The following is a 15,885-nucleotide window of genomic DNA, read 5'->3' as shown; positions in this document are numbered from 1 at the left end:
CTACTGTACTTTTAGCTTGGGCGGCAATTATATCTGAGGGGTGAAAATAGGGGGAATTCCAAAAGTCGTAGGTGGCACTCGCTGCGGCTAGATTTCCCGAAGCTTGTGGCACACTTGTACTAGGTTGACTGGCCAAGTTTTCTACGATACTGATTAACCTTTTCTTTCTTCTGGTGTCCCCTAGGTCTGCATATTGTAATTCTTGGGCTGCCCATTTCTCCATTTTTTTGCTTACCTCCACCTTAATTCCTTCTTTCAAAACTATACCTATCAATCGTTTCCCCTTTTTTTAAGTTTCTTCTCTTTTTGTTAAGAAAGATCTGACTAATGGATAGCCTTAATAAGGGGGGTGTCTGACAACTTTTAACGCCTACCTACTTAAGTACAATCAAGAAAAATTATCAAATTTACCAATCATTATTTGCCCTTGCCATTGAGCAAATCTGGCTCTTCGGTTTGTGTTATGCAATGGACTGGGTTTATAGGGGATGGAATCCTTATGTAGAAAGGCATTTGGCGATTTTTGTCAATTGTTTTTAACCTAAAGCGAACTCATCAATTAAGTCTCTTGCCAGATAAGGATTTAGTCAATTTATGCCCCCCTATCGAACCATACCAAGTAACGAAGAGCCGCAAATCTATTGTCATCATAGACTAAAATCTAGATGTAGCCGATGTCTAGATATCGATCGAGCCAGAATTGTTATGATAAATTCATGAAGTTTTATAACGGTATTTCCCCGTGAACAGGAACCAAATCGACTATCTCAGGATTAGTTTAATCGATCGCTGTAACTTTCGCTGTCAGTATTGTCTGCCTGAAGATGCAGAATTGGCCTATGTTCGACCGCAAGATTTACTCACCCGGGAGGAAATTCTTACTTTAGTCAAAAATGTCTTTATTCCCCTCGGTTTCCGCAAATTTCGCCTTACTGGTGGGGAACCTCTTTTACATCCCGAAGTAGTGGAGATTGTGCGCGATATCGCCTCTTTATCTGCTACTAGCGATTTAGCCTTGACCACTAATGGCTATTTACTTGACAATTTAGCCGAAATGTTGTATGAGGCTGGACTAAGACGGATTAATATCAGTTTGGACTCCCTCGACCCCGACACTTTCGATAAAATTATCGGTAATCACGGCCGGAGTCGTTGGCAAAAAACTTGGGCAGGTATTCAAGCAGCCCAGAGGGTGGGTTTTGACCCCTTAAAATTGAATGTGGTGGTGATTCCGGGGATAAATGAGGCAGAAGTGGAGGATTTAGCGGCTTTGACCATCGAGAAGCGTTGGCACGTCCGTTTTATCGAGTTTATGCCCATCGGTAACGGTGATTTATTTCAAGAAAAAGCTTGGATTGCGAGCGAGGAATTAAGGGGGCGAATTCGGGCAAAATGGGGCTTAAATGAGGGTCAAGTGCGGGGAAATGGTCCGGCCGATGTTTTTCAAATTCCGGGGGCTAAGGGTACAATCGGCTTTATCAGTCAGATGTCGGAGTGTTTTTGCGATCGCTGTAACCGACTACGTCTCTCGGCCGATGGTTGGTTGCGTCCCTGTCTCCTCAACGAAACCGGACAAATTGACCTAAAAACTGCCCTCCGTCAAGGAATTTCGCCAGCAGAAATCCAGCAAAGAGTGCGGGAATTAATAGAACTGAAGGCAGAAATAAACTTTAAACTGCGTGATTCCGGCACATCAAGCGGCATTTATACCCGTACTATGTCCCAAATTGGCGGCTAAAAATCTACTGTCCGAATTCTATTCTAGCCTGTTCTACCATTTCCAGGGTAACTCGATCGGAACCGGCATGACGAGCTAATTCTTCTATCCTTTGACGCGCTTGGGAACGAACAAAATAGGGAATATTTTTTAGTTTTGCTTTTGCTTCTGCAGTCCATTGTAGTTGATCGGAAAAATCTAGAGCGTCCATAGATTTAATATATAGTAGTCCGTCTATTATACCAAAAAAGATTAGCTATTTTGAGATAATGAGTTTCTTGATAGCGAGTCTTTTTCACCTTTCTTTTAATTTTAGGTTTCTGCTAGGTCAAAATTGACTCTTTGATATAAATATTGCAAAGAAATCTGCCAATCCACCGACACCAATTGTAAAACCGCATTTTCCCCGGTGAGGAAATCAACTAACCATTGATCATCCTTTTGTTTATAGTAACGTTCTACACTATAACTAGACTGTTCAATCAGAATATATTCCTGAAAAGTTGGCAAGGAACGATAGAATTTAAACTTATCCCCTCGATCATAAGCTTGGGTGGAATTAGAGAGAACTTCAACAATAATTAAAGGATTGATCACGTTAGATTGACTATTCCCTTGATAGAGAGGTTGACCTTTAATCACCATCACATCGGGATAGGTGTAAATGCTATAATCTGATAGCCATAAACGCACCGTTTCCATATAAGTATAATAATCTTGATTATTGATATTTAAGGGAAAATTACGGCAAAAATTTAGACAAATCTGATTGTGATTAGTGGTGGCTCCTACCATTGGGATAATTTCTCCTTGACGATATTCATGTTTATCTTCGGACGTTTCCTCCAGAGCTAGATATTCTTCGGGAGTATAATATTTAGTTTCGGTAGCGCTTAACATTTTTGACTCTCCTTCCTCTTCTATTTCCTAGGATACAGCATTTCCCTAAAAAGAGATAAAGTTATCCTTGAGCAAGGTGATCATTTTTTCCTTAATCTCTGGCAAAAAATGCGGAGAAATCCATAATTAAAAATCTAACTATCAAAATTGCTCACTTCAAAGGTTAAGATAAACTAGATAAATAGTTTTATGTTTAGTTTCTCCTATGTTTAACTGGTTCCGTCGTCAGAAAGTCCAACCCGAACAAGAACAAACACCCCCTGCACCCGTAGAGGAAACCCCTAGCGAGGCAACCAGTCAGGAAGAGTATTTAGATTGGGCCAAAAAAGCCTTTAAAAATATTCAAGAGAAAAAAGCCACGGCCGAGGCCGTCGTGAGCGAACCCCCTGAAACATCTATTGCTGAAACAGAACCTCCGCAAGAGGAAGAACCAGTTAAAGAAGAAGAAACCGAGGATAATACCCCCGCATGGCTGAAAAAATCTGATCGCCTCGAAATTCTCAAAGAAACCGCCATCGAAACCCCCACAGAACCAGATGAAGATTTTATCTGGTCGGCCAAAGTTTTAGCCAATCAGGGACGACAAGCAGAGGACGTTTCGGAAGAAGAAATCACCTGGTTAAAAAAATTGCGTCAGGGTTTGGGCAAAACGCGCCGCAGCTTGGTCAATCAGCTTAAGGCCGTGGTCGGTCAGGGTCCCCTCAATCAAGACGCGGTGGAGGAAATCGAAGCTTTATTGCTTCAGGCCGATGTGGGGGTAGATGCCACCGATTATATTATCACTACCCTCCAAAATAAGCTAAAACAGGAAGCTCTGCCCCCCGAAAAAGCGATCGAATATCTCAAAGAAATTATCCGCGAGATTTTAGATGCACCTTTAGCCAATTATAGCAACCCCGGTTTTGAGCCAGAAAAAGGCAAATTAAATATCTGGATGCTCACAGGAGTTAACGGAGTTGGTAAAACAACGACTATCGGTAAATTAGCCCATTTATCTAAACAATCTGGCTATAGCTGTATAATTGCCGCTGCCGACACCTTTCGTGCTGCTGCCGTGGAACAGGTGAAAGTTTGGGGAGAGCGATCGCAAGTCGAAGTCATTGCCAACCCGGGCAAAAATACCGACCCAGCCGCCGTGGTGTACGATGGTATCGAGGCCGCTAAATCCAGGGAGGTAGAATTACTCTTAGTGGATACGGCGGGAAGATTGCAGAATAAAAAGAACTTAATGGCAGAATTAAGCAAAATTCGCCGCATTATCGACAAAAAAGCCGAGAGTGCCGTGGTGGAATCCCTTCTAGTTCTCGATGCCACTTTAGGACAAAACGGCCTGCGACAAGCAGAAGTTTTCTCGGAAGCTGCCCAATTAAGCGGCGTGATCCTGACTAAAATCGATGGTACAGCTAAAGGGGGTGTCGCCCTTGCCGTAGCGCGTCAGCTTAACCTCCCGATTCGCTTTGTGGGTGCTGGGGAAGGAATCGAGGATCTGCGGCCCTTTTCCAGTTACGAATTCGTGGAAGCTTTACTGAGTGGCGATTGATCTCACCTTAGCTATCTTTCATAATCTTTTCATGATTGCTTCATATTTGTCTCATTTTTAGCTATGCTAGAACTGGAGACTCGGGGTAAAAACTATGCAAAGGACAATTACAGTTAGTCATCTGGGAGTATATTATCGCGGCGTGGAGGCCCTACGGGATATCACCCTGAAAATTCATCCTGGACGATTAACCGGTATTATCGGTCCCAACGGTGCGGGCAAAAGTACCCTGATCAAAGCCATGCTAGGATTAATTCCTGTACAACAGGGAAGCGTTAACTATCAAGGGCAATCTCTACAGCAACAACTGGATAAAGTCGCTTATGTTCCCCAAAGATCTCAAATCGACTGGACCTATCCCGTCAGTGCTTGGGATGTGGTAATGATGGGGAGAGTTAGAAAAACGGGTTGGTTTCGTCCTTTTTCCCATATTAGTCGTCAACAGGCTTTAAATGTCCTAGAACGGGTGGAAATGGCTGATTTACGCCATCGTCCCCTCGGTCAGTTGTCGGGAGGACAACAGCAAAGAGTCTTTTTAGCCAGATCTTTGGCCCAAGAAGCGGAGATTTTCTGTTTTGATGAACCTTTCGTTGGGGTAGATCAAAAAACCGAGGGGATTCTTTTTAATATCTTTGGTGAGTTAGCCCAAGAAAATAAGATTGTCATGGTGGTTAACCATGATTTAGGCGAATCTATCACCCATTTTGCTGATTTAATCCTCTTAAATAAAGAATTGATCCTCGCTGATCAACGATCTAAGGTCTTAACTGATTTTAATCTCCGGCGTGCCTATGGGGGTAAAGTCTCTTTCTACGATGCCATGACACCATCAGATCATCGCCGATCGAGTCTCGATTATCTCGATCGCCTATCGAAAAACAATGGGATAAACTAGAAGTGAAGATATTTTGGCTGACTGCCGATAGGGACACCAATGACAACTATTTCCCCGCAAGAAGTAACAGGAACGATCGAACTGGCTCCTAACTATCGAATTACCCTGTTTTTGGTAATTTTATCGATGCCTTTACTCTTTTTACAGGTCTGGCTGGGCATAATTTTCTCCCTGTTAGGGCTATTCTTGATGTTCCAGACTACCCGCATTCGTCTCCAGTTTACCCCTACCTCCTTAGATGTCTATCTATCTGGGCAACAAATTCGCTCCTTTCCCTACCAAGAATGGCAAAATTGGCGTATTTTCTGGAATAAAGTCCCGATCCTGTTTTATTTCAAAGAAATTAACAGCATTCATTTTTTGCCGATTATCTTTGACAGCGCAACCCTGAGACTCTGCCTCGAAAAATACTGTCCTTTAGCAGCATCGCCAGCGATCGACTCAGAAGCGAACTAAGATTGAGATAAAATGAAATCTAGCTAATAGCGTCTTAAGTAGGTAGGTGTTAAAAATTGTCAGATCCCCCCGCCTATCGGCACCCCCCTTATTAAGGGGGGCAGGGGGGATCCCCCGCCTATCGGCACCCCCCTTATTAAGGGGGGCAGGGGGGGATCCCCCGCCTATCGGCACCCCCTTATTAAGGGGGGCAGGGGGGATCGAAGGCATATCGTCTATTAATTAGAACCACTTACTTAATTACCTGCCTTAGCCCTCTGTTCGCTCTGCATTTCTAAAGCCGATGACTTCAGAAGATTTTAATGTTTTACCCCTTGACAAAATGACAGACTTACCCAATGAATCTGTCGAAGAATTTAGTTTTGATGATCTCTGGAACGATCGCCCAGCAGAGAATCCCCTGCCATCGGCAATCGCTCCTGAAGGCGAATTAGTTCCCGCAGCCCAAGCGCAACCCCTACGAGCAGAAATCGAGGCTCTAGAACGGCAAAAACAGAGCCTAGCGGCAGAAATCTCGGCATTAAAAGCGGAAAAAGAACGCTTGATCGCCGAGGAATTGGGGGATATCAAAGCTCAAATCGAAAGAATGCTCAAGGAAGGCGTAAAAGACCTAGAACAACGCAAACAGGCTTTAGAAGTGGCGATCGAACAGTTAGAACGCCGTCGTGAGCGGATTCGACAGGAAATGCGGAGTAATTTCGCCGGAGTCTCCCAGGAGTTAGCCGTGCGGGTTCAGGGATTTAAAGACTATCTGGTGGGCAGTTTACAGGATTTGGCCGCGGCTGCCGAACAGTTGGAATTACCCCGTTTTGAAACCCCCGAAAAATCCCCCCGACCTGTGGAACCTCCCCTGCGAACCGAACGGGAGGAAAACCCCCGTCCATCCCGTGGCAGTCAAGGCCGGGATGATCGCGAAGAAAGTCCCCGTCCCCCCCGCAGCAGTAACCAGGGCCGGGATAATTGGCAAGAACCCCGTCGCTCTAACCGTTCGGGTTATGAATCGGAACCGGTGGGACAATCTACCCCTAGACAGGGCTTTTCTGAGCAAAATCAGCGCATACAAACTCTTTTAGACCGTTATCGCAGTCGTCCTGACTATTACGGTCCGCCTTGGCAATTACGGCGCACTTTTGAACCAATTCACGCCGAACGGGTACAACAGTGGTTCTTTAAACAGGGGGGCCGGGGTACTGTTCGCGGTATGGGCAGCCGTCTCCAAAATATTCTGGTGGCTTCGGCAATTATCTCGATTATGGCGGAATTACAGGGCGATCGCTTCCGTTCTCTCGTTCTGGCTAATAGTCCCGAACGTTTAGGCGAATGGCGGCGCGGTCTCCAAGATTGTCTCGGCATTTCCCGCGCCGATTTTGGACCGGACCGCGGCATCGTTCTCTTTGAGTCTCCGGAAGCTTTAATTCAAAAAGCGGAACGTTTAATTGAGGATAAGTATTCACCGCTCATTATCATCGATGATACGGAAGAAAGGCTCAATTTCGCTCTTTTACAATTTCCCTACTGGTTAGCTTTTGCCCCTGAACCCCAACAAAGTTCTAGTTATTGGTATTAACTAATTAGTCCTTGAGTAGTGCGATACATTGGGCTAAAGAAGCGTTAGTTTTCACCGCTTGCGGGTTAATATGGGTGGCAGCAGCTCGATAACCTTGTTCTAAGAGAGCCGCAATTAAATCTTCTCTTTTGGGTAGATCTAATTTGCCCCTTCTCCCAATTTCCCGAAAGCTATAAAAATAGGGAGGAAAATCATTTTCTTCCCTCATTATTTCTAACAATTTAACTACCTTTTTCCACTGCCATTGATCAGCTAAATCTGCCATCTTTTCTAGATAAAAGCGATCATGTAAACTGCCTAACCACAAGGGTCCAGTTAAGGTTAAAGGTTGCCCGTCCCCAGAACAAACTATCTTGCCTAACTTTGGCCAAGGCACTGATTGATATTCCCCGCAGCTATGACAATAACCGAGAAAACCGTAGTTATGACTATTTAATTGTCTATTAGCTGTTAACCGCACCATCACCCGATAACTTTGACCAAAAAAGAAGGAAAAAATCGGCGTAATTCCTAAACCTAATCGGGCTGATTCTAATTGCAAACCGGCGATAATTAATCTTAATCCCTGTTCGTGGGCAGCCGGATGATTGCGAGCATAGGCTCCATAATCAGCTAAACTATTTTCTAGATTATGACCCGTTAGCGTCCGTCCATCGGTATTAGTTAGATAAATTAAACCACCGATTTTAGTGGCTAAAGGAATAGCACTAAACAGAGATGCAGGAGAACCAAAAGCATCAATATCAACTAGATCATAATGGTCTTTTTTAAGATAACATTCTAGGAGAACTTCTTGGGCAGATTTATAGGTTATCTTCCCTTTTTTCTGTTGTAATAAACTCTCTAAGTTAGCGTCTAAAGTTGGCTTAATTTCTGGATTCCCATCATTAACCCACAGCCAATCCGCACCACTTTCTAACCAATACCTGAGCGCTCGCACACCAGAGCCGCTCATTACCTCTAAAACCCGCAAACTTCCCCGCTCTTTTTGAGCAATTGCCGCCCCTAAAACTCCTAAATCTCGGACGATTTTACTCTCCGGTCGATAAAAAGTATTGTTGATATTAAATATCGCTTTTTCTTCCTGCATCGCTTATCTCATAATTAGCACTCGCTTCTTTTTTTCTTTTCACGATTCCCTAGTAGCGAAAAGGGTCAACTACTGCCAAAACCAATCAGACATCAAGATAGAGGATAAATCTAAAGAAAGTGTAAAATTAGCAGAAATTACCGATTTTTTTAGTATTATATCTCTGAAAAGCTGATAGTTTCCCCGTGAGAACGGCAAATTATAAGGTAAAAAAATAGTTATTTTTTTACATCTTAGAAGTAGTTAGGTGTTAAAAACTATCAGTTCCCCCCTTATCAAGGGGGGATCGAACCGAAAATCTATCTTAGATGCGGAAAGTTACCGCTAAAGTTTGATTGCTTAAAGAGTCAAGTGCTGATAGCGATTCCTCTGGGGTCGCTATTTTTTTCGTCCCCACCGACAAAATTGAGCAGCGCTCGTCGTCCCTGCTCACCTCGATCGAGTAAAGTAATCTCTAGATAATTTTCCGGCAAAAAAGTTAAACGTTCCGACCATTCGATCGCCACTATCCCTAAATCCACCTCGATTCCCTGCCAATAATTTTCTAGGTACAGCGCCTCAATATCCTGACCCTGCAAACGATACAAATCCAAATGATACAAAGGAAGGCGGCCTTCGTTATACTCGTTAACGAGGGTGAAGGTAGGACTAGCTATAGGCTCTTGAATACCCAATCCTAAGCCAATTCCCTGTACTAAGGTGGTTTTTCCCGCTCCCAAATCACCTTTTAATAAAATTACACTGCCAGGGGCCAGGGTTTGCCCCAGTTTTTCCCCTAAATTGACAGTAGCTTCTCGATCGGGTAAGTCGATAATCATTTTTTCCCGTTAGGATGCCAATTAACCACTGATTCTAACATAGCGATCAGAGCAGCTTTCTGACATCCTTGGCTCTGGGGGGCTAAATTTGGTCTTTTGATCGATAAAAATAGAAGCAGTTAAACTAATCTCTTATCTCTTAGTCTTACCTTTGGTCAAATAGTCGCCATCAAGACAGAGACAAGTGATCGGCGAAACCTTCTGGTAGATTAGACTAAATGGGAGTTGGTTAACTGCTTTTATAAAATTAATTGTTCCCTAACCATCAGCATTGTCTAGGGTCGAAGGCAATAAAACAACCGAAGTTTAGGACTTTAAGCCAGAAGTTAAGAAAAAACAGTGAAATTATTATTTTTGAGTAATGGCCACGGTGAAGATGAGATCGCAATCCGGATTATCAAAAGACTACAATCATCTCCCCACTGTCCGGATATTACTGCTTTACCCCTAGTGGGTAACGGTTATGCTTATACTCGTCTGGGGATTCCCCTTCTCGATCGAGGTCAAAAAATGCCCTCTGGGGGTTTTATCACCAGGGATGCCAAACAATTATGGCGAGATCTGCGGGAGGGATTATTAGGATTAACCTCCCGTCAATACCGTCTGGTCAAAAATTGGGGCCAAGAAGGGGGAAAAATTGTTGCGGTGGGAGATATCTTACCCCTTGCCCTTGCTTGGTTGAGCGAGACAGATTATGCTTTTGTGGGAACGGCTAAATCGGAATACTATCTCCGGGATGAGCGGGGATGGTTAGATAGTAGCTCGATGATCGATCGCCTCTGGGGTTCCTACTATTATCCCTGGGAACGCTGGTTAATGGCTCATCCTCGCTGTCGGGGGGTTTTTCCCCGGGATAGTTTAACCAGCAAAATTTTACAACAGTGGTCAATTCCTGTTGTCGATGGGGGTAATCCGATGATGGATGACCTTTTACCCTCGATAACGGGCGATTTTCCCCAAGATTGCCTAAATATTCTGCTGCTACCCGGTTCGCGCTTTCCCGAATCCCTCCACAATTGGCAGCAAATTCTCGCATCTGTGGCCGCCATGATCGGCCGTTTTCCCGATTACAAGCTGGAATTTTTGGCGGCGATCGCTCCTGCTCTCCCCCTAGAATCTTTTACGGCTGCTTTAATTTCCCGGGGTTGGCGAGAACATAGCACAAATAAGTTTATTTGTCAAGAGGTATTTATAACTATTTCTCAAACGGATTACGCCGAATATTTAGGCCGTTGCCATCTAGCGATCGCCATGGCGGGAACTGCCACGGAACAGTTCGTCGGTTTGGGTAAACCGGCGATCACAATTGCGGGATCTGGACCACAATTTACTCCCCATTTTGCCACACTGCAACAGCGTTTATTAGGCTGTTCAATTCTCTTAGGCGATAGTGCCGAGTCAGTGGCGGACAAGTTAGAATATTTATTACAAAATCCCCCAAAGTGGCAAGAAATCGCCGTTAATGGTCGTCAGAGAATGGGATCGGCCGGTGCCTCCGATCGCATTGCCCAATGGTTACTAGACAATTTTTGCCCTTAAACGAAAGTATCGGTCTGATTTTCGCCGCTAGTGGGCCCCTCAAAAATAGTTTCTAGGGCGATTTTTTGGGCGCTTGGTTGTTGTCCGTAGCTGAAAAGATAGGGAATTTCTCCGCTTTGTTGACGAAACCACTGGAAAACGTAGGGACTACCATAAATAATCAATGCTTGAATCTGTCCGGTTTTCAGCAAAGCTTGATAGATAGCTTTCGTTTCCTCCCCTAATCCGGCACTACCCCGAAAAGGATTACCACGGATAAATACTTGTAGGAGAGTCGTTTCTGGGGAGACGAGGGACTGATTAAAGGTGCTACGGTCGATTATTTGGGTTTGATAACCCCATTGTCGGGGAATTGTCACCGCCGGACAAGAGCGATCAAGAAAGTCACAGTTGAGTAAATCATCGATAATGATTAAATTGCGGCCTTGAGTGGCTTTAATCGGTAAATTAGCGCTAACTGTTTGGGAATCTTTTAAAATATCCCTGACAATCTCTAGAGCTTGCGGTGCCGCTAAACTGCTTAAGGATTCTAAGGATGGCTGTCTTTGCCCTAATTTCTCTTTTGCTCGTTGAATACGTTGCCAAGAATCATTAATTCTCGCTTCGCTAATTGTACCCGCTTGCACGGCACTATACACCGCTTCGATCGCTTCGATCGGATCGGGTGGCATTAACAGTATATCGGCCCCCGCCTGTACCGCCCTCACTGCTATGGCGGCAGCACTAGCAATTTTGGTCACTCCTCCCATAATCAGGGCATCGGTGACGATTAAACCCTGAAAACCGAGATTTTGGCGCAGTTTTTCCCCGAGAATTTTCGAGGAAAGAGTGGCGGGAAATTCGGTATCCCAAGCGGGAATTAACAGATGGCCTGACATAATACTATCAACCCCCGACTCGATCGCCGCTTGAAAGGGGGGCAATTCGATCGCTTCTAGGCGATCATGATCGTGGTTGATGATGGGAAGATCGAGATGGGAGTCATTGCTGGTGTCACCGTGGCCGGGAAAATGTTTGGCCGTGGTCAAAACTGGATAGGAATCGGCCCCTAAAATAAAAGCTTGAGCTAGATTAGCGACGATTTCGGGAGTTTCAGCGAAGGAACGAATATTTATAACGGGATTGTCGGGATTATTGTTCACATCGACAATTGGGGCTAAAATCCAGTTAATCCCGATCGCTAGAGCTTCCTTAGCGGTAATTGCTCCCATTTCCCTAGCATATTCTGTGGCTTTTGTCAAGCTTTTTTCAGCTATTTTTCCTAAAGCCATCGGTGGGGGAAACCAAGTAGCGCCGGAAAACCTTTGGCCGACTCCCTCCTCGATATCGGCAGCAATGAGGAGAGGATTATCCCCGGACCAACTTTGTAATTGTTGGCTACGGAAAGCGATTTCGGCGGCGCTACCTCCCAACAGAATCACCCCACCGAGGTGGAGGGTTTCTAACCAATGTTTCAGGGTGGCGTTGACGGGTTCCCAAGCAGGATAGCGGATTTGTTGGTCAAAGAGATAGCCGGAAGCGCGGACTACTATCATCTGACCAATACGTTCTTTTAGGGATAAAATGCGATCGCTCACTATTCAGTTATCAGTTATCAGTTATAAGTTATCAGTTATCAGTTATCAGGTTTAAGTTTTAAGTTGCCAGTTTTGTCTAAATTTAGTTATCCTCTACTGATCACTGTTCACTGGTCACTGGTCACTGATATCGGAATCGTCATCTTCTGGGGGTCGATCGCTTTTAATATGATCAAGAAGGTGTAACATTCGATCGCCGCGTTCAAGGGAAGAATCTTCTAGGAAGACCACTTCGGGGGTACGTCTCAGACGGATGCGTTGACCGAGTTCGCGCCGGACGAATCCCGCAGCAGCTTTTAAACCGGCCATAGTTTCAGCCTTTGCATCTTTGTTGCCGTAGATAGACACAAAAATCCTAGCGTGTTGCAGGTCGTGGGAGAGGTCCACATCGGTAACGCTCACCATACCGGCACCGACGCGATCATCTTTAATTTCCATTAATAACATTTGGCTGACCTCGCGCTTAATTAGCGAGGACACGCGAGATACTCGACGATCGTTAGCCATAATTTTTGTCCCCTAAAAACAGCGAAACCTTTACCATTGTATCAAGCTAATCCGAGCATGGCTTTGAGGGTGAAATAAAGAAAGGCGAAAGTTCCCCCCAGAAAGCCGACAAGTGCGATCGCTGTGAGGGGATTTTTTAATAAAGGGGCTAACCAGCCAAAAAAGGCGAAGAAAATCCCTAAACTAAAGCTAATCAGATAGCGGGGGTAACGGCTCACGTTATCAAAAAAGTCGCCCATAAATTTTATTTATTATCTTTGTCCGTAAGTAATTATAGCAGTAAGCTTCGATGTTCAAGGGTAATTCGATAATTTCCCCGATTGAGTTTCACTGGGATTTTGGGACATCCGGCGCGAGAATCATCAATTGTCCCTCCTTATCCTCGCGAATGGCTAGAATCGCCGGACGTTCATTGTCTGCCGACTGAGGGGATAACCCGCGAAAAACATAAGTCCAATTGTTATTTTGGATTAATAACCGCCAGACTCGCGGGGGATTAACTTTAATATCATTCGTTTCTTTTCCCCGCAGCTCTTCGAGTAATTTGGTCTCACCGATAATTCGATAACCTTTGAGAGAAGGATCGGTAAAAACATCCTCCGGATTCCGACCGATCGCTATCTGTTTTTCTGGTAAAACTAAAGTGATAACCGGTAAGGTAGAAGTATCATTAACTGCATCGCGACGGGCATCGATCGATCCCTGAGTTCGGGCTAACCAAAAAAGGATAATTAATAGCCAAATAACAGCGATCAAATCTTTTCGGAGAGCTTCGGGAATTCCCCGGACTAATAAACCTAGAAACTGAAATTTTTGATGAAATTTCCGTTTAGATTGACTGACAATTGCATAGGATGGCAGGGGAGACAAAATCCAGAGGGTAAATTGAATCGCAAAGGCAACGGCAACCAGTGCCAGAAACGTTCGCAGCAAAGCCCCGAAATCGCCACAGAAGACCTGTATCGGCACAAAAAGGAAGGAACGCAAGGGCAAGTCCAAACGGTTAATCTCAAGGCTAAACCAGCCGAAATAGGCCCACCGATAGATCCATCCCGTAAAATAGAGAAAAATCCCCAACAAACCGAGAAGACTGGCGAAGGTTCCTAGTATCTGTGTTCCGGGAGGGGGAGAATTCGGAGCGCTCACGGTAAAATGTCCCTGATTGGCGTTTTCGATTGCTATTCTACTCGATCGATCGGGTTCCATCGCCAGTTATTTGTATTTTATCAAGGAGAATAACCATGTCCATCGACGATCCCCGACAAGTTCGTTTTTTAATTGAGAAAATGGAAGCGAGTTTACCAATCCCTGTGCGTGCAACTCCCGAAACGTTAAAACTAGCTGAAACAAAAGGCGAGCGATACAAACCCGATCACCAGTTTTCGATAGATAAAATTTTCTACATGGGAGACGAGGGGGGAATTATTTGTTCCCTAAAAAACGAATCGGGAAAACAAACGAGTCTTGTCTGTTCTTTAACCCATCTACGCATCGATAACTCTCATCCGTTAGCGGCGGATATTCAATCCTACCAGAAAAAGCGATCGATGCGGATTGCACTACAGGATGGCAAAACTGGAAAAGCCCTCCGTATTGCCAAACAAAACCGCCCGAACAAAGGTTTCGGAAAGTAAAAATATATTGACAAAAACCGCAGGTTGGGTTATGAGTAGTGCTAACCCACCGCATCCAATTATATTCGGGGAATAGGAATTTGATTAGTTCGTTGCTACCAGATCGTATTAACCGTTGATAATTGAATTTTTCGATCTCGGCTAATTAAGGGAACGTTTAAATATAGGGCGGTTGCCGCAATAATTCGATCGGGTAAATCGGGAACATCCGAGCGCTCGATTCCTCCCATAGTAACCACGATATTGCGAGCGAGCGGGATTTCTATCAAAATAGAATTTTCCCTGTCCAATTCTATTAACAATCGCTCTATTGTTTGAGTGGAAATCCGCCCTTTTTCACCAAGATAGACAATTTCAGCGAGAGTAATCGAGGAAACAGCAACCGTATCTCCACTATTGCCGATTTGTTCGATGGTTTGTCGAGCCAAATTGGATAATCGTTGATCTGCGTAAAGATACCAGATAACTGCATGAGTATCTAAAACTGCTTTTAACACTTAAAGATCCTCTGCCGTAAAATCTCCCCACGTTTCTCGTCGGGTTTTATCAATATCTTCAGCCGAGGGAGCCTGTCCTAAATCGGCGCATATACCCCATAAAGAGGGACGGGGTTGATTAACTTCTGCCGATTCCGATGCCATTTCTGCGGTAATTTTTTCGATCAGTTGCCGTTTCTCGATCGCGGATAATTTTTCCGCCCACCGCATTAGCTCTTGTAGAGTCATATTTCTATCGCTTACCGCATAAAGGAGTACCTTCATAAGTTTTAACATAAAGAGAAGATAAAACGCTTCCCCTTTAACAATCCCGACGCTAAAATATGGAAAAACCCCTCTAGAAAAAACCCTAGGGTGAGTTACTGTTACTCCTAACCCACCGCATCCAAGATCGAAAACAGAACCAACTAAATCCCGATCATTCAGGCAAGGTAAAGATGAAAAAACTCTACCCAATAATAACCGCAACTAGCCTAGTTTTTATCGCCTCTCTTGCTGGCTATCATCTACCAGCCACCGGCGATAGATCTCCCGTAATCCCCGTATTCATACCGGATGATACAAAAGTATCTTTAAAAAATGGTAGGCTCTTCGGGAATTGTTATGCAAATAATTAACTTAAAATAAAATTCGATGAGAGTACCTACGCCTAAAAGTAGCTGAAATCTATACAGGGAGACACTTACGGCACAAACAAGTTAATATCAAAAGATAGACAATCGAGTTAAGATTTGATATAATAGCCAAAAACCAGAGTATTTTACTTATGATACTTGACAAATTTTTGAACCTAAAAGGAACGTCTATTCAAGGCTATCTACACCTAGAAAATATCGGTATAGTTTGCCAAATCGAATCGAAAAATCAAAAAGCAATCTGTCCTCGTTGTGGGTTAGAGAGCGATAAACTCCACCAAAATCATCGACATTTAGTCAAAGATTTACCAATCTCAGGTCAACCAGTGTACCTACAGGTTAATCGTCGTCAATTTAAGTGCGATAATTGTCGAAAACCCTTTAGTGAAGAGTTAGATTTTGTCGCCAAGAAACGAACCTATACGAAAAGACTAGCCGAGAATATACTCGAACAATTAAAAGAAGGAGATATTTTAAATGTTAGCCGAAGAAATGACGTAACGGAAGAAGAGA

19 protein-coding genes are annotated in these 15,885 nt (G+C 44.2%); 8 read left to right on the top strand and 11 right to left on the bottom strand.

Annotated features, from left to right (window positions below):
* A partial coding sequence (locus IQ224_RS14615) for a transposase (protein WP_130757148.1) occupies positions 1–223 on the bottom strand: 223 nt, incomplete at its 3' end.
* A 519-nt stretch (positions 224–742) separates the two neighbouring features.
* Here IQ224_RS14615 and moaA point away from each other — a divergent pair.
* Complete coding sequence (gene moaA, locus IQ224_RS14610) at positions 743–1,738, top strand: GTP 3',8-cyclase MoaA (protein WP_002748431.1); 996 nt, start codon at positions 743–745, stop codon at positions 1,736–1,738.
* Positions 1,739–1,742: 4 nt separating this feature from the next.
* On the opposite strand, the gene IQ224_RS14605 is transcribed toward moaA, so the two are convergent.
* Both IQ224_RS14605 and IQ224_RS14600 read right to left on the bottom strand, forming a co-directional pair.
* A complete protein-coding gene (locus tag IQ224_RS14605) occupies positions 1,743–1,928 on the bottom strand; it encodes a PCP reductase family protein (RefSeq protein WP_002748432.1) in 186 nt (61 codons plus the stop codon).
* A 101-nt stretch (positions 1,929–2,029) separates the two neighbouring features.
* Entirely contained in the window at positions 2,030–2,617 is a 588-nt protein-coding gene (locus IQ224_RS14600) for a Uma2 family endonuclease (protein ID WP_194033134.1), read from the bottom strand.
* A 205-nt stretch (positions 2,618–2,822) separates the two neighbouring features.
* Here IQ224_RS14600 and ftsY point away from each other — a divergent pair, with 205 nt between their 5' ends.
* From ftsY to IQ224_RS14580, 4 genes are all read left to right on the top strand, one after another.
* Positions 2,823–4,157: a signal recognition particle-docking protein FtsY gene (gene ftsY / locus IQ224_RS14595; RefSeq protein ID WP_194033133.1), complete on the top strand. Its 1,335-nt coding sequence runs from the start codon at positions 2,823–2,825 to the stop codon at positions 4,155–4,157.
* A gap of 94 nt (positions 4,158–4,251) precedes the next feature.
* A complete protein-coding gene (locus IQ224_RS14590; protein ID WP_194033132.1) occupies positions 4,252–5,052 on the top strand; it encodes a metal ABC transporter ATP-binding protein in 801 nt (266 codons plus the stop codon).
* A 39-nt stretch (positions 5,053–5,091) separates the two neighbouring features.
* On the top strand, positions 5,092–5,508 hold the full coding sequence (locus IQ224_RS14585; RefSeq protein ID WP_194033131.1) for a DUF3119 family protein: 417 nt from the start codon (positions 5,092–5,094) through the stop codon (positions 5,506–5,508).
* A gap of 283 nt (positions 5,509–5,791) precedes the next feature.
* A complete protein-coding gene (locus IQ224_RS14580) occupies positions 5,792–7,075 on the top strand; it encodes a DUF3086 domain-containing protein (RefSeq protein ID WP_002748440.1) in 1,284 nt (427 codons plus the stop codon).
* A gap of 4 nt (positions 7,076–7,079) precedes the next feature.
* Here IQ224_RS14580 and IQ224_RS14575 read toward each other — a convergent pair whose 3' ends face one another.
* Positions 7,080–8,165, bottom strand: a complete 1,086-nt coding sequence (locus IQ224_RS14575) for a N2,N2-dimethylguanosine tRNA methyltransferase (protein ID WP_002748441.1) — start codon at positions 8,163–8,165, stop codon at positions 7,080–7,082.
* Positions 8,166–8,512: 347 nt separating this feature from the next.
* Positions 8,513–8,983, bottom strand: a complete 471-nt coding sequence (tsaE, locus tag IQ224_RS14570; protein ID WP_002748445.1) for a tRNA (adenosine(37)-N6)-threonylcarbamoyltransferase complex ATPase subunit type 1 TsaE — start codon at positions 8,981–8,983, stop codon at positions 8,513–8,515.
* A 339-nt stretch (positions 8,984–9,322) separates the two neighbouring features.
* On the opposite strand from tsaE, the gene IQ224_RS14565 reads away from it, so the two are divergent.
* Positions 9,323–10,522 (top strand): lipid-A-disaccharide synthase-related protein, encoded by a 1,200-nt coding sequence (locus IQ224_RS14565; protein ID WP_002748446.1) that lies wholly within the window; start codon positions 9,323–9,325, stop codon positions 10,520–10,522.
* Here the strand turns inward: IQ224_RS14565 and IQ224_RS14560 are convergent.
* From IQ224_RS14560 to IQ224_RS14545, 4 genes are all read right to left on the bottom strand, one after another.
* On the bottom strand, positions 10,519–12,099 hold the full coding sequence (locus IQ224_RS14560) for a glycoside hydrolase family 3 N-terminal domain-containing protein (protein WP_002748448.1): 1,581 nt from the start codon (positions 12,097–12,099) through the stop codon (positions 10,519–10,521). The two genes, IQ224_RS14565 and IQ224_RS14560, sit on opposite strands and share 4 nt — an antisense overlap.
* A gap of 114 nt (positions 12,100–12,213) precedes the next feature.
* Positions 12,214–12,606: a 30S ribosome-binding factor RbfA gene (rbfA, locus tag IQ224_RS14555; protein ID WP_002735717.1), complete on the bottom strand. Its 393-nt coding sequence runs from the start codon at positions 12,604–12,606 to the stop codon at positions 12,214–12,216.
* Positions 12,607–12,647: 41 nt separating this feature from the next.
* Entirely contained in the window at positions 12,648–12,845 is a 198-nt protein-coding gene (locus tag IQ224_RS14550; protein WP_002737592.1) for a DUF751 family protein, read from the bottom strand.
* An 88-nt stretch (positions 12,846–12,933) separates the two neighbouring features.
* Complete coding sequence (locus tag IQ224_RS14545; protein ID WP_036402899.1) at positions 12,934–13,812, bottom strand: hypothetical protein; 879 nt, start codon at positions 13,810–13,812, stop codon at positions 12,934–12,936.
* A gap of 35 nt (positions 13,813–13,847) precedes the next feature.
* Between IQ224_RS14545 and IQ224_RS14540 the strand changes: the two genes are divergently transcribed.
* The gene (locus IQ224_RS14540; RefSeq protein ID WP_002748454.1) at positions 13,848–14,240 is read left to right on the top strand and encodes a hypothetical protein; all 393 of its coding nucleotides are present in this window, start codon (positions 13,848–13,850) and stop codon (positions 14,238–14,240) included.
* 95 nt (positions 14,241–14,335) lie between these two features.
* On the opposite strand, the gene IQ224_RS14535 is transcribed toward IQ224_RS14540, so the two are convergent.
* Both IQ224_RS14535 and IQ224_RS14530 read right to left on the bottom strand, forming a co-directional pair.
* Positions 14,336–14,737 carry a type II toxin-antitoxin system VapC family toxin gene (locus IQ224_RS14535; protein ID WP_002748455.1) on the bottom strand — a complete coding sequence of 134 codons (402 nt, stop codon included), beginning with the start codon at positions 14,735–14,737 and terminating at the stop codon, positions 14,336–14,338.
* The gene (locus IQ224_RS14530) at positions 14,738–15,001 is read right to left on the bottom strand and encodes a hypothetical protein (RefSeq protein ID WP_080612759.1); all 264 of its coding nucleotides are present in this window, start codon (positions 14,999–15,001) and stop codon (positions 14,738–14,740) included. It lies immediately after the preceding gene.
* A gap of 502 nt (positions 15,002–15,503) precedes the next feature.
* Between IQ224_RS14530 and IQ224_RS14525 the strand changes: the two genes are divergently transcribed.
* Positions 15,504–15,885 (top strand): transposase family protein (locus IQ224_RS14525; protein WP_194033130.1); only part of this gene is annotated, 382 nt, incomplete at its 3' end.

This window comes from Microcystis sp. LEGE 00066 (genome assembly GCF_015207925.1).
Taxonomy (GTDB): Bacteria; Cyanobacteriota; Cyanobacteriia; order Cyanobacteriales; family Microcystaceae; genus Microcystis; species Microcystis ichthyoblabe_A.
Note: the sequence above shows the minus strand (reverse complement) of the source record. Positions and strands in the feature narration are given on the sequence as shown.